This is a genomic window from Massilia sp. YIM B02769 (genome assembly GCF_030411995.1).
Lineage (GTDB): Bacteria > Pseudomonadota > Gammaproteobacteria > Burkholderiales > Burkholderiaceae_D > Telluria.
Window position 1 is genome coordinate 112486 of the sequence record NZ_JASNRC010000013.1, and the last position, 14064, is coordinate 126549.

Genomic DNA, 14064 nt, shown 5'->3' on the forward strand with positions numbered 1-14064 from the left:
ATTGAATAATTCTAATTGGAACAGCTATTAGGAGATAACCCATGGCGAATGGAAAGCAATCAACACAGCCTTCGCGGTCTCAGCAAACATGTATCGATTTGCCAGGTGAGCAGGTTCAATGCTGGCGATCAAGCGATAAGCTTACGGTCATCTTGCGAAAACATCGCGACGTCATCTTGGAAATGAATTTGGGTAAAGGTAAGAAATATACAGTCGAATCAACCGGGTCGGACTTTTATCATGCAGACGCGAAAAAACTTATTGCTGGCAGAGGAGGCGCTGGAATTTTATTTAATGATGGTGAGCGGTTGCATTTATGGATATCAAGAGATTTCAAAGGCGAATTTCTCTTGAAGTCGTCGGGGCAGGTCATGATGAAGTTCGAACCGCAACAACTAGATGCTCAGCAGTACGGACGCGATCCTTCAATTAAACCTGTGCCGATTATCGTTGCTCTGGGTTCTTCTGCTAATTCGTCCGAATTGCAATCGCCAAAGCCGGGTGAGAAAGCGAAAAAAACAGGGCAATCAATGTCTTCTGTAGAGACTGCGCGCCCAATCTCAGCGCCAGTCGAAGACGGATGTGCAATAGTATGTGTGGTAAACGGCGATCTGAAAGGCATTCCGGAAGATATATGGGAGACCCTTAAAAGTGGAGGAGGAAAATCGGGAGTTGCGGAGTTCGATCCATTCAATATTGCAACCCGCAACTGGCTGTTGGGCCAGCTAGCTGGTGCTGGTGCATATGCAAAAGACAATTGGGAGTGGTTGAAAGCTAGTCTTGATGGGAAGACGAAAGATGGATTTAAGCTTGTAACAGCAAAGGTTCATTACGTAAGAGGGCAGGTCCGATATTATTTTTCTGGCTACAGCAAATACAATACGGTTTTTGGTCCAGGTGGCTTTGGTTCTGGTCATGACCGCATAACCAGTATTTTTTGTGGCGCGGGCAAGGGTGGAAGCTTGTTCAACGCAACGGCGAAAGGGGTTTTAGGGACTTTTAAAGGTAACGCACTCGTAAGCTTCATTTTTGGCAGTGCAACTGCAATGGCTGAGTGGAAGGGGGATGTTACCAAAGATGGTTACGATTTGGCATCCGCTTTGCTAATGAGCCTGTTCAAAGCGATCTTTAGTGCCATTTTAGTCGTTGCAATAGTCGCGTGCATAGTCATGTTCATTATGTTTTTCGTAGGCGCAAGCTTGTCTGTTGTCGCGATAGGTGCAATTACGGTGGGTGTTGGCGTTGCAGTTAACTATGGCGTAGATGTATTGGACAAAAAATTGGGAAAAATGATAGGTGGCGAATCAAACCAAGATGGCCTCTCTGGTGTGTTGGCTGCACGAATGAGGCGAAGCGTCGAATATCATTGGAACTATCTAAAAGGGAAATTATTGTGGGATTTTGAGGAGGTGCCATTTTGAGGAATCTTGATGAAATCAACCCCGCTTTCTTGAGGCCGTCAAGGTTCGCAATCTTCAGCGCATTCACGTCAAGCTTTTTAATTTTACTCAGCCTACCCTTGGCCTATGGTGCGGCTCCAGCTGTTCCGTTTTCAAAAAATCTTATTGTGCTTTTTTTGGTTTCTATTTTTGTAATCTCTTTGATATTAGCCTTGATGGCATTCATTCTGAATTGGGGTTGGGAGACAAGTTATTATGGGGCTTCACTATTATGTCTTGGATGTATCTCATTTCTTGCAATAGTTCCATGCCTGGCGCTGATGCTGTACAGCAATGCCGCTTATTGGATAAAACTTTTCGTCCTGTGTATATACATCGCAAGCCACGTATTGTGGTGCCGACGATTTACTAAAATATACAGACGTATTTTCAACAATGTGGAAATGCGATCGATGATTTACGTTGAAGATTCTGAAGCTGTATACTATATGCGGAATGTAGATGATTTTTTGCTTGAGAGAAAATGTAAATTTGAGCAAATGCCGCCGGCTAGATATTTCGTGCTTTTTATGGCGCTGGCACTTGCGCTCATTCCAGTGATGGATACTGTGGGAGGAGTTACGAATCTCCCATTTGTACATAGTTTTTTGATTGTGGCAATGCTTCCGGTTAGTTGGATGAGCATCGGGCTTGCAGCTCGTGCGTATTTAACATTTTATTTTTATCCAGCTCGAATAAGGAGGGAGAGGGGCAAGGAGGTTTATGTCGACCTTGTCAGTAATGCGTCCCCGTAGTTGCCAGATCGGCCTCGGCATTTATAAGAGAAAAGCGACTCCAAGCTAGCTTTGACGGAAGTGTATCCGTGCGGGCGGATCGGTTTCGATAGCGATTGTCACACTGCCACTATGTTCTGGGAACTCCTAACGTTAGATCTCAAGTGGTATAAGAAAACTTTCTTTGCTTCGGCTCACATCTGCTGAAACAAATGCGAATGATTCCTGCTCACCTCCAGCTCATTCGGATAATTCCTTACCCTCAGCATCTGCCGCCCCCGCATATCGCGCGACACCTCGGCAATCGCATCCACGCGCACCAGCGTTGAACGGTGAATCCGCCAGAACTCATCCGGATCCAGTTCATCCGCCAGCTCCTTGAGCGTCTTGCGGATCAACAGCTCGGCCGTCGCCGTCTGCACCCGCGTGTACTTTTCGTCCGACTGGAAAAACAGAATCTCGCGCGTGCTGATCATGCGCAGATTGCTGCCCACTTGCGCTTGAATCCAGCGCAGGTAACTCCGTTTCGGTTGTGACCCCTGCTGCTGCAGCAAACTGCCCAACTGCGCCAGCTGCGCCCCGATATCCTGCGGCGCCTGCGACAGGCGACGACGCAGCCGTTCGCAGGTCGTTACCAGCCGCTCGGCAGTCACCGGCTTGAGCAAATAATCGATCGCCCCCTGCTCGAACGCGTCCACCGCATATTGGTCATACGCCGTGACGAACACGATGTGGCAGCGGTCGTACAGCTGGCGCGCCGCCTCGATACCGCCCATTCCGGGCATGCGGATATCGAGAAACACGATCTGCGGCTTGAAGCGCGTGGCCATTTCCACGGCTTCCACGCCATTCGATGCCATGGCCATGATCTGCAAATCGGGCCAGACTTCGAGCAGACGCGCACGCAGCTGCTCGCGCATCGGCTCCTCATCGTCCGCAATCAGCGCTGTGGTAACTTGAGCCATCACGCGTCCTCCATCATCTTGTAGGGAATGCGCACCGAGGCGCAGGCGCCGCCGCTGATGGGCGCCTCGATCACCAGCTCGGCCTGGGCGCCATACAGCAGTTGCAGGCGTTCGCGGATATTCGCCAGGCCCACACCTTCATCCGCATGCAGGTCGATGCCGACGCCGTCGTCGCACACGTCCACAACCAGCGTCGCGCCATCGACCCGTGCCCGCACGAGTATGGTGCCGCCGGCGATCTTCGGTTCGAGGCCATGCTTGATGGCGTTCTCGATCAGGGTCTGCAACATCATCGGCGGGAAGGGCGCGCTGCCGAGGAAATCGGGCACTTCGAAGCGCACCGCCAGGCGCTCCTTCATGCGTGCCTGCATGATGGCGAGATAGGCTTTCGACAATTCCAGCTGCTTGCCGAGCGTGGCGCCGCCCGAGGAACGCATCTGCGGCAGCGCCGAGCGCAGGTAGGCGATCAGGTGCGCATGCACCTTGGCCGCTTCCGGCGGGTCGGTTTCGATCAGGCGGCCGATCAGGGCCAGGGTGTTGAACAGGAAGTGCGGCTCCACTTGCGCCTGGAGCGCGGCCATCTGCGCCTCGGTCAGGCGCCGCTCGAGGGTGGCGACGTCGGCCTTCAGGGTGGCGTCGCGCGCCACCAGTTCGGCGCGGCGCTTGCCGCCGGCCAGCACCTTCACGCCGAAGGAAATGAAGACATACCAGAAGGCCGGCTCGGGCGTGTTCACGATGACGAAAAACACGACCGCGAGGAACCACGTGAGATACAGCTGGCGCCATTCGACCACGGCCAGCCAGTCGAAGAACTCCCACCACAGTTTGCTCGCTTCCCTGATGGCTTCGCGCATGAAGTCGAGGGCCCGGTTGATCTGGCTTGCCTGCACGTTCAGTCCTCGATGGGGGTTTTCTTGTCGTCGTTAATCGCCAATACAGCATATTTCACGGCCAGGAAGGTCGCAAACAGCATCAGGGCCAGCGGAATGACGGTGATCGCGCAGGCCACCAGCACGGCCGCCAGCAGCAGGGCGGGCCAGGGCAGGGCCGAGAAGGTGCGCAGGCCGCCGCGCAGGGTGCGCAGGCAGGCTTCGGCGGCGTCTTCGAGGTCGGCGGCAAAGCGGCGGAAGGTGGTGGTTTTCATGCGACTGCTCCTGTCAAAAGAAGTTCGGATGGGTGCACTCTAAAACCACGGCCGCGTCCGCGCGATAGCTGGGCGACGAATGGCCGAATTCATGGCTTAACCGGTAGCGTGGGCCGACGAATGGGCGGCCGCACGTTCGTCCCAGTAGCGCCTGAGCAGGCCATAGAACGCCGTATCCGCCTTTTCGCCATGGACGATCCAGCGTTCCGGCATATAGCCTTCCTGCCGAAAGCCAAGCTTTTCCAGCAGCCGCGCCGAGGCCGCGTTGCGCGGGTCGATGTCGGCTTCGATGCGGTTGATGTCGAGCACATGGAAGGCATGTTCGAGCAGGGCTTCGAGCGCTTCGCCCGCGTAGCCCTGGCCCCAGTGCGCGCGTCCCAGGGCGTAGCCGAGTTCGCAGCGCCGGTTCTGTTCGAAGTGGCCGCGCAGGTTGCAGATGCCGATCAGCCGGTTGGTGTCGGCCAGCGCGATCGCATAGCGGTACAGGCCGCCGTCCAGGTAGGCTTGCTGCGCTTCCGCAATCATGGCCTCGGCCTGGGCGATGTCAGTCCAGGCGCCGCTCGACCAGTAGCACACCACCTCGGCGTCGGCGAACACGCGCAGCAGGTCCGCGGCGTCACCGCGCTCGAACGGGCGCAGGACCAGGCGGGCAGTACGCAGGATGGGTGGCATGGGGGTCTCCGAAGCTAAATGGTTTGCGCTAGATCAAACACCTTGGCATTCTGTTACGAACACATAGTCAAGTGCACTAGCATTGTCCAGTTACCGCTGCTGACTTCGCATATATCCGATTTCATATGACGAGTTCACGGGCTGCGTTTATATTAACGGATCGGTTGACTCTTTTGCATGTTTGCAACGCTGCATGCATGGCGTTACCGGGTCTGGCGCCGCCGCCTTTACTTTCCGGTCGCGGTCGCGCACATTGCTATGACGCCTCATCGTTTTGCATCATTGTTTTGACTGACGGTCCGCCATAGGGCTGCAAACAAGGGAGAGCCTGCATGAACGAAGCCAGACCCGAATCGATGTCCGCATTCTGGATGCCATTCACGAACAACCGCGACTTCAAGTCCGACCCGCGCCTGCTGGTATCGGCCGAAGGCATGTACTACAAGGACGTCGATGGCAACCAGATCCTCGACGGCACCGCCGGCCTCTGGTGCGTCCCCTGCGGCCATGCCCAGCCGAGGATCGTCAGCGCCGTGCGCGAGATGATCGGCCAACTCGACTTCGCGCCCACCTTCCAGATGGGCCACCCGGCCGCCTTCGACCTGGCCGAGAAGCTGATGGACTACACGGGCCACAAGTTCGGCCACGTCTTCTACACCAACTCCGGTTCCGAGGCGGTCGACACCGCCCTGAAGATCGCGCTGGCCTACCACAAGGCGCGCGGCGAGGGCGGGCGTACCCGGCTGATCGGGCGCGAGCGCGGCTACCATGGCGTTGGCTTTGGCGGCCTGTCGGTGGGCGGCATCGGTCCGAACCGCAAGGCCTTCGGGCCGCTGCTGCCGGGCGTCGACCACCTGCCGCACACGCACAACCTGCTCAAGAACGCCTTTTCGCGCGGCGAGCCGGACTTCGGCGCCGAGCTGGCCGACGAACTCGAACGCCTGGTCACCCTGCACGACGCCTCCACCATTGCCGCCGTCATCGTCGAGCCGGTGTCCGGTTCCACCGGCGTGCTGGTGCCGCCCAAGGGTTACCTGAAGAAGCTGCGCCAGATCTGCGACAAGCACGGCATCCTGTTGATCTTCGATGAAGTGATCACCGGCTTCGGCCGCCTGACCACGCCGTTTGCCGCCGACTATTTCGAGGTCGAGCCGGACATGATGACCACCGCGAAGGGCCTGACCAACGGTGTGATCCCGATGGGCGCCGTGTTCAGCAAAAAACACATCCACGACGCCTTCCTGGATGCGCCGGCCGGCATCGAGCTGTTCCACGGCTACACCTATTCGGGCCACCCGGTGGCCTGCGCCGCGTCGCTGGCCACGCTCGAAGTCTTCAAGGAACAGCAGATCCTCGAACACGCACGGGGCATCCAGCCTTACTGGGAAGACGCGGTGCACTCCTTGAAGGACCTGCCGCACGTGATCGATTTGCGCACCATCGGACTGATTGCCGGCATCGAGCTCGAACCGATTCCGGGCAAGCCCGGCGCGCGCGCCTTCCAGGCGCTCAAGAAGGCCTTTGCTGACGGCATCCTGATCCGGACCACGGGCGATATCATTGCCCTGTCGCCGCCCCTCATCCTCGAGAAACAGCACATCGACGACCTGTTCGGCAAGCTGGCCAACGTACTGAAAAACCTGGACTAGAAGAGACAAACCATGAATCACCTTGATGTTATTGGCCACTTCATCGGCGGCCACGTAGTCGACAGCGCCGGCGAGCGCTATGCCGACGTGTTCAACCCTGCGCTGGGCGAACCCTGCGCGCGCGTGACCCTGGGCGGCGTGGACGAAGTCAATGCCGCCGTGTTCGCAGCCTCCGCCGCCTTCCCGGCCTGGTCGGCCACGCCGCCGCTGGCGCGTTCGCGCATCCTGTTCAAGTACCTGCAGCTGTGCCAGCAGCATACCGACGAATTCGCGGCCATGATCACGCGCGAGCACGGCAAGACCTTCAGCGACGCCCAGGGCGAAGTCGCACGCGGCATCGAGGTGGTCGAATTCGCCTGCGGCATCCCGCAACTGCTGAAGGGCGAATTCACCGACCAGATCGCACGCGGCATCGACGCTTGGTCGATGCGCCAGCCGCTCGGCGTGGTGGCCGGTATCACGCCGTTCAACTTCCCGGTGATGGTGCCGATGTGGATGTTCCCGGTGGCGCTCGCCTGCGGGAATACCTTCGTGCTGAAGCCATCGGAACGCGACCCGTCGCCGTCGCTGCTGCATGCGCGCCTGCTGAAGGAAGCCGGGCTGCCGGATGGCGTGTTCAACGTGGTGCAGGGAGATAAAACGGCGGTCGATGCGCTGCTCGACAACCCGGAAGTGCAGGCGATCAGCTTTGTCGGCTCGACGCCGATTGCCGAGTACATCTACGCGCGAGGCAGCGCCAACGGCAAGCGCGTGCAGGCCCTGGGCGGCGCCAAGAACCACATGGTGGTCATGCCGGACGCCGACATGGACATGGCGGTCGATGCCTTGATCGGCGCGGCCTACGGTTCGGCCGGCGAGCGCTGCATGGCGATCTCGGTGGCTGTGGCGATTGGCGACGCCGGCGACAAGCTGGTGGCGGCGCTGGCCGAGCGTACATCGTCGTTGAAAATCGGCGAGGGCATGAGCGCGGGCATGGAGATGGGGCCGGTGGTCACGCAGGCGGCGCGCCAGCGCATCGAACGTTTGATCGGCGAAGGCGTGGAGCAGGGCGCCACGCTGGTGGTGGATGGCCGCGGCCACAAGGTCGAAGGTTTTGAAAACGGCTTCTTTGTCGGCGGCACCTTGTTCGACCACGTCCAGCCGTCGATGAGCATTTATAAAGAAGAGATTTTCGGGCCGGTGCTGTGCGTGGTGCGCTTGCCCGACGTGGGCAGCGCGGTGGAGCTGATCAACGCCAACGAGTACGGCAACGGCGTGGCCGTGTTCACGCGCGATGGCGGCGTGGCACGCGAATTCGTACGCCAGATCCAGGTGGGGATGGTCGGCGTGAACGTGCCTCTGCCGGTGCCGATGGCCTTCAACAGCTTCGGTGGCTGGAAGCGCAGCATGTTCGGCGATCACCACGCCTACGGGCCGGAAGGCGTGCGTTTCTACACGCGTCATAAAGCCGTGATGCAGCGCTGGCCGAACACGGCGAGTGCCGGCGCCGAATTCGCGTTCCCGCAGATGAAGTAAACGTAGGGTGGGTACTCGTACCCACCGATGTACCGCTTCATTACGCGGTCCCACGTCGGATGGCCGATGTGCCCGAGCACGACCGGTGGGTTCGAGAACCCACCCTACGAAAGAACGCATAAGCAACACCAGCACCAGCAGTTCGAACACCAGCATTTCACCTTACAACAAGAAGGGATGCACATGATCGAGACTCTCCAGCACCTGCCGCCGGCAGCCGACTCCCACGGCGCACTCGCGGCGCAGTTCACCGACCTGGCGCCCCCGCTCACCGCGCGCCAGGCTGCCATCGAGGCCGCGCGCTGCCTGTACTGCTACGATGCCCCCTGCACCCGGGCCTGCCCGACCGGCATCGACGTGGCCAGCTTCATCCGCAACATCCACGACCAGAACGTCACCGGCGCCGCTGTCGGCATCCTGAAGCAGAACATCTTCGGCGGCAGTTGCGCCCGCGTTTGTCCCACCGAAATCCTGTGCGAAGACGCCTGCGTGCGCAACCACTACGCCGAGCGCGAACCGGTCAAAATCGGCCTGCTGCAGCGCCACGCCATCGACAATGCCGGCTTCACTGCCCATCCCTTCACCCGCGCACCATCGAGCGGCAAGACGGTCGCCGTGGTCGGCGCCGGCCCCGCCGGCCTGTCCTGCGCGCACCGCCTGGCCATGCTCGGCCACGACGTGGTGGTGTTCGAAGCCAGACCCAAGGCCGGCGGCCTGAACGAATACGGCATCGCCAAGTACAAGCTCCCGGGCGAATTCGCCCAGCAGGAAGTCGACTTCCTGCTCTCGGTCGGCGGCATCGACATCCAGTACGGCCAGGCCCTCGGCGACAACCTGCAACTGCGCGACCTGCACACCCGCTTCGACGCCGTCTTCCTCGGCCTCGGCCTGGGCGCCAGCCGCCGCCTCGGCCTGACGGGCGAAGATGCCCCCGGCCTGCTGGCCGCCACCGACTACATCGCCGCGCTGCGCCAGGCCGACGATCTTTCTCGCCTGCCAGTGCCGCGCCGCGCCATCGTGGTCGGCGCCGGCAACACGGCCATCGACATGACGGTGCAGATCAAGCGCCTCGGCGCCGACGAAGTCACCCTGGTCTATCGCCGCGGCTTCGAGGCCATGAGCGCCACCGGCCACGAAATCGAGATCGCCAAGCTGAACGGCGTGCGCATCCGCACCTGGGCTGCGCCGCTGGAAGTGCTGCTGGACGATGCCGGCCGCGTGGCCGGCATGCGCTTCGAGGAAACCCGCATCGACGATGGCCGCCTGGCGCGCACCGGCGCCTTCATCGACATCGCCGCCGACGCCGTGTTCAAGGCCATCGGCCAGGCCATCGAGGCGCCGCCCGCATCCGACCAGTTCGCGCAAACCCTGTGGCGCGAGGGCGAGCGCATCGAAGTCGATGCCGTCCTGCGCACCGGCGTGCCCGGCATCTACGCCGGCGGCGACTGCGTGGCGCTCGGCCAGAACCTGACGGTGCAGGCGGTCCAGCACGGCAAGCTGGCCGCGCTGGCCATTCATAACGACTTCCAAGCGGGGGCAGCATGGCCGACCTGAGCATCGACTTTTGCGGCATCAAGTCGCCGAATCCCTTCTGGCTGGCCTCGGCGCCGCCGACCGACAAGGCCTATAACGTGGTGCGCGCCTTCGAGGCGGGGTGGGGCGGGGTGGTCTGGAAGACCTTGGGCGAAGACCCGCCGGCCGTGAACGTGTCTTCGCGCTACTCGGCCCACTACGGCAAGAATCGCGAAGTCATCGGCTTCAACAACATCGAGTTGATCACCGACCGCAGCCTGGAGATCAACCTGCGCGAAATCACGGCGGTGAAGAAGGCCTGGCCCGACCGCGCCATGATCGTATCGCTGATGCTGCCCTGCGAGGAAGCGCCCTGGGCCGCGATCCTGCCGCTGGTGGAAGCCACCGGCGCCGACGGCATCGAGCTGAACTTCGGCTGCCCGCACGGCATGCCCGAACGCGGCATGGGCGCGGCCGTCGGCCAGGTGCCCGAGTACGTGCAGATGGTCACAGCCTGGTGCAAGAAGCACACGCGCCTGCCCGTGATCGTCAAGCTGACGCCGAACATCACCGACGTGCGGGCACCGGCCCGCGCGGCACTCGCTGGCGGGGCGGATGCGGTCTCGCTGATCAACACCGTCAATTCGATCACCCACCTCGACCTCGACCGCATGGTCGCTTACCCGATCGTCGGCGGCGCCAGCACCCACGGCGGCTATTGCGGCTCGGCGGTCAAGCCCATCGCCCTGAACATGGTGGCCGAGATCGCGCGCGACCCGGCGACCAGCAGGCTGCCGATCTCCGGCATCGGCGGCATCGGCAACTGGCGCGACGCCGCCGAGTTCATCGCCCTTGGCGCCGGCTGCGTGCAGGTGTGCACGGCGGCGATGCTGCATGGCTTCCGCATCGTGGACGAGATGAAGGACGGCCTGGCGCGCTGGATGGATACGCAGGGCTATGCCAACATCGCGGCGTTCTCGCGCAAGGCGGTGCCGAACACCACGGACTGGAAGTACCTGGACATGAACTACCAGGTGATTGCCGACATCGACCAGGACAAGTGCATCAAGTGCGGCAAATGCTTCGTGGCCTGCGAAGACACCTCGCACCAGGCCATCGCCCAGCTGGTGGCGGAGAACGGTGCGCGCCGCTATGAAGTGATCCGCTCCGAGTGCGTGGGCTGCAACCTGTGCGAGATCACCTGTCCGGTGGAGGCCTGCATCACCATGGTGCTGCAGCCAGCCACCCAGCCCTACATGAACTGGACCCAGGACCCGCGCAATCCGCGTGCCGAGAACCTGCCGCCGTCATCCGCGGCGCCTGTGGTGGCGACGGCCGCCACCGACGGAAGCGCCGCGCTGGCCGCGCTGCCTGCATGAACGGGGATGCGGGCCGGGGCCGGCTCGCACCCTGAGGTCGCCATGAGCATTTGCGCTACACTCGCTTGCACCCACCGCAACCGATAGGAGAAGCCCACTGTGACGGAACAGCAAGCAGTCAGCAACGAACTCTGGAACCACGACCTGGCTCCCACCAGCCCGGCCCAGCGCACCTGGCGCTGGTACCACTTCGCCGCCCTCTGGGTCGGCATGGTCATCAGCATCCCGGCCTACATGCTGGCAGCCAGCCTGATCGAAAGCGGCATGTCGGCCTGGCAGGCGGTGCTGACGGTGTTCCTGGCGAATGTGATCGTGCTGCTGCCCATGCTCCTGATCGGCCACGCCGGCACCAAGTACGGCATTCCCTACGCGGTGCTGGCGCGCGCCAGCTTCGGCACCCGCGGCGCACGCTTGCCGGCCCTGATGCGCGCCATCGTCGCCTGCGGCTGGTACGGCATCCAGACCTGGTTCGGCGGCAGCATGATCTATACGCTGCTCGGCGTGCTGCTCGGCGCCCCCATCGGCGGCGACAATTTGCCGGGCCTGGGCATCAATGCCGGCCAACTGGCCTGCTTCCTCGGCTTCTGGGCGATCCAGATGTACTTCATCGTGCACGGCATGGAGTCGATCCGCAAGCTCGAAACCTATACCGCGCCATTGAAGATCGCGATCTGCTTCCTGCTGCTCTGGTGGGTCTACGACAAGGTCGGCGGCTTCGGTCCGCTGCTCGATCAACCTTCGCAGTTCGTGCAGGGCGGCCCGAAAGCGGGTCTGTTCTGGCAGGTGTTCTGGCCGTCGCTGACCGCCATGATCGGCTACTGGGCCACGCTGGCGCTGAACATCCCCGACTTCACCCGCTTCGCGAAAACGCAAAAAGACCAGGTGGTCGGCCAGACCTTGGGCCTGCCGCTGCCGATGGCGCTGCTCGCCGCGCTGGCCGTCACCGTTACCTCGGCCACCATCGTCCTGTATGGCAAAGCCTTGTGGGACCCGGTCGACGTGGCCAGCCGCATGACCGGCATCGCCGTGCTGGTGGCTTTGCTGATCCTGCTGATCGACACCGCCAGCGTCAACCTGGCGGCCAACCTGGTCGGCCCGGCCTACGACTTCTCGGCGCTGTCGCCGAAGCGCATCACCTACCGCACCGGCGGCTACATCACGGCCGGCATCGCGCTGGCGATGATGCCGTGGAAAATCCTGGAGACGACCCAGAACTACATCTTCATCTGGTTGACGGGTTATTCGGCGCTGCTCGGGCCGATCGCCGGCATCATGATCATCGATTACTACTTCATCCGCCAGACCCGGCTCGACGTCGACCAGCTGTACCGCGACAACGGCGCCTATTCGTACAAGGGCGGCTGGAACATGGCGGCGATCGTGGCCTTTGCCGCGGGCGTGCTGCCGAACCTGCCGGGCTTCCTGAACGCGGCGTTGCCGGCCTCGTTCCCGAACGTGGGCGAAGCCTTCAAGACCATCTATACCTATGCCTGGTTCGTGGGCGTCGTGATCGCGGCGGTCGTCTACGGGCTGATGATGAAGGGCCGCACGGCGCCGGCGCTGCGTGCGGCGCCGCATACTCCAACCTGAGACCCGGGCCAGGGTCCATCTGAAAGGGACGTATCCATGACGACGATCATCCGTGGCGGCACCATCGTGAACGCCGACCGCGCCTTCCGCGGCGACGTGCTTTGTTTTGGCGACAAGATCGTCGCCGTCGGCGAGAGCCTCGACGCGCCCGCCAACGCCACGGTGATCGACGCCGGCGGCCAGTACGTGATGCCGGGCGGGATCGACACCCACACGCACATGCAGCTGCCCTTCATGGGCACGGTGACGGCCGACGACTTCTTCAGCGGCACTGCGGCCGGCCTGGCGGGCGGCACCACGACCATCATGGACTTCGTCATCCCGAACCCGCAGCAATCGCTGCTGGAAGCCTACCGCACCTGGCGCGGCTGGGCACGCAAGTCGGCGGCCGACTACACCTTCCACGTGGCCGTCACCTGGTGGGACGATTCGGTGCACGCCGACATGGGCGCCCTGGTGCGCGAGCACGGCGTGAACAGCTTCAAGCACTTCATGGCCTACAAGAACGCGATCATGGCCGACGACGAGACGCTGGTGAAAAGCTTCCGCCGCGCGCTGGAGCTCGGCGCGATTCCGACCGTGCATGCCGAGAACGGCGAGCTGGTGTTCCAGCTGCAGCAGGAACTGCTGGCCAAGGGCATCACCGGCGCGAAAGCCCATCCGCTCTCGCGCCCGCCCGAGGTGGAAGCGGAAGCCGCGAACCGCGCCATCGCGATTGCCAACGTGCTCGGCACGCCGGTCTACATCGTCCACGTGTCGTGCGCCGAATCGCTGGACGCCATCGTGCGCGCCCGCGCCAAAGGCCAGCGCGTGTATGGCGAAGCGCTGGCCGGCCACCTGGTGATCGACGACAGCGTGTACCAGAGCGAAGACGAGGACTTCGCGCGCGGCCACGTCATGAGCCCGCCGTTCCGCAGCCGCCACCACCAGGATGCGCTCTGGCACGGCCTCACCGGCGGCAACCTGCACACCACTGCCACCGATCACTGCACCTTCTGCGCCGAGCAAAAGGCGATGGGCGCGAACGATTTCACGCGCATCCCGAACGGCTGCGGCGGCGTCGAGGAGCGCATGGCGGTGGTCTGGGACGCCGGCGTCAACAGCGGCCGCCTGACGCCTTCCGAATTCGTGCGCGTCACGTCCACCAACGCCGCCCAGATCTTCAACATGTACCCGCGCAAGGGCGTCATCGCGGTCGGGGCCGACGCCGATCTCGTGATCTGGGACCCGAACGGCACGCGCACCATCTCCGCGCAAACCCAGTTCTCGAAAGGCGGTTTCAACGTCTTCGAAGGCCGCACCGTGCGCGGCATCCCGACGCACACGGTCGCCGCCGGCAAGCTGGTCTTCGAGCGCGGCGACCTGCGCGCCGAAGAAGGCGCCGGCCGCCACATCGACCGTCCCGCATTCGCCTGATCGATACCGCAAACGGCGCCCCGTTCCGCACACCCCGGGGCGCATGCGA

The 14064-nt window shown here is 62.0% G+C and carries 12 protein-coding genes; 8 read left to right on the forward strand and 4 right to left on the reverse strand.

The genetic code is table 11. From position 1 onward, the window contains the following. The first annotated feature begins 41 nt into the window (after positions 1-41). Positions 42-1421, forward strand: a complete 1380-nt coding sequence (locus tag QPK31_RS20635) for a hypothetical protein (protein ID WP_290424764.1) — start codon at positions 42-44, stop codon at positions 1419-1421. Then, positions 1418-2194 carry a hypothetical protein gene (locus QPK31_RS20640; RefSeq protein WP_290424765.1) on the forward strand — a complete coding sequence of 259 codons (777 nt, stop codon included), beginning with the start codon at positions 1418-1420 and terminating at the stop codon, positions 2192-2194. Before QPK31_RS20635 ends, QPK31_RS20640 begins: the two co-directional genes overlap by 4 nt. Before the next feature lie 173 nt (positions 2195-2367). Here the strand turns inward: QPK31_RS20640 and QPK31_RS20645 are convergent, their stop codons facing one another. The 4 genes from QPK31_RS20645 to QPK31_RS20660 all read right to left on the reverse strand — a co-directional run bounded on the left by QPK31_RS20645 (position 2368) and on the right by QPK31_RS20660 (position 4954). Next, on the reverse strand, positions 2368-3138 hold the full coding sequence (locus tag QPK31_RS20645) for a LytTR family DNA-binding domain-containing protein (RefSeq protein ID WP_290424766.1): 771 nt from the start codon (positions 3136-3138) through the stop codon (positions 2368-2370). After that, a complete protein-coding gene (locus QPK31_RS20650) occupies positions 3138-4028 on the reverse strand; it encodes a sensor histidine kinase (protein ID WP_290424767.1) in 891 nt (296 codons plus the stop codon). Before QPK31_RS20650 ends, QPK31_RS20645 begins: the two co-directional genes overlap by 1 nt. 2 nt (positions 4029-4030) lie before the next feature. Then, positions 4031-4282, reverse strand: a complete 252-nt coding sequence (locus tag QPK31_RS20655) for a hypothetical protein (protein WP_290424768.1) — start codon at positions 4280-4282, stop codon at positions 4031-4033. Positions 4283-4378: 96 nt separating this feature from the next. Then, positions 4379-4954, reverse strand: a complete 576-nt coding sequence (locus tag QPK31_RS20660) for a GNAT family N-acetyltransferase (protein ID WP_290424769.1) — start codon at positions 4952-4954, stop codon at positions 4379-4381. Positions 4955-5286: 332 nt separating this feature from the next. Between QPK31_RS20660 and QPK31_RS20665 the strand changes: the two genes are divergently transcribed. The 6 genes from QPK31_RS20665 to hydA all read left to right on the forward strand — a co-directional run bounded on the left by QPK31_RS20665 (position 5287) and on the right by hydA (position 14015). Beyond that, positions 5287-6603 (forward strand): aspartate aminotransferase family protein, encoded by a 1317-nt coding sequence (locus QPK31_RS20665; RefSeq protein ID WP_290424770.1) that lies wholly within the window; start codon positions 5287-5289, stop codon positions 6601-6603. Between the two features lie 12 nt (positions 6604-6615). Continuing rightward, the gene (locus QPK31_RS20670) at positions 6616-8118 is read left to right on the forward strand and encodes a CoA-acylating methylmalonate-semialdehyde dehydrogenase (RefSeq protein WP_290424771.1); all 1503 of its coding nucleotides are present in this window, start codon (positions 6616-6618) and stop codon (positions 8116-8118) included. Between the two features lie 183 nt (positions 8119-8301). Continuing rightward, positions 8302-9672, forward strand: a complete 1371-nt coding sequence (locus QPK31_RS20675) for an NAD(P)-dependent oxidoreductase (RefSeq protein WP_290424772.1) — start codon at positions 8302-8304, stop codon at positions 9670-9672. Beyond that, positions 9660-11009, forward strand: a complete 1350-nt coding sequence (gene preA, locus QPK31_RS20680) for an NAD-dependent dihydropyrimidine dehydrogenase subunit PreA (RefSeq protein WP_290424773.1) — start codon at positions 9660-9662, stop codon at positions 11007-11009. Before QPK31_RS20675 ends, preA begins: the two co-directional genes overlap by 13 nt. A gap of 99 nt (positions 11010-11108) precedes the next feature. Next, on the forward strand, positions 11109-12599 hold the full coding sequence (locus tag QPK31_RS20685; protein WP_290424774.1) for an NCS1 family nucleobase:cation symporter-1: 1491 nt from the start codon (positions 11109-11111) through the stop codon (positions 12597-12599). Between the two features lie 36 nt (positions 12600-12635). Beyond that, on the forward strand, positions 12636-14015 hold the full coding sequence (gene hydA / locus QPK31_RS20690) for a dihydropyrimidinase (RefSeq protein WP_290424775.1): 1380 nt from the start codon (positions 12636-12638) through the stop codon (positions 14013-14015). Positions 14016-14064 lie beyond the last annotated feature (49 nt).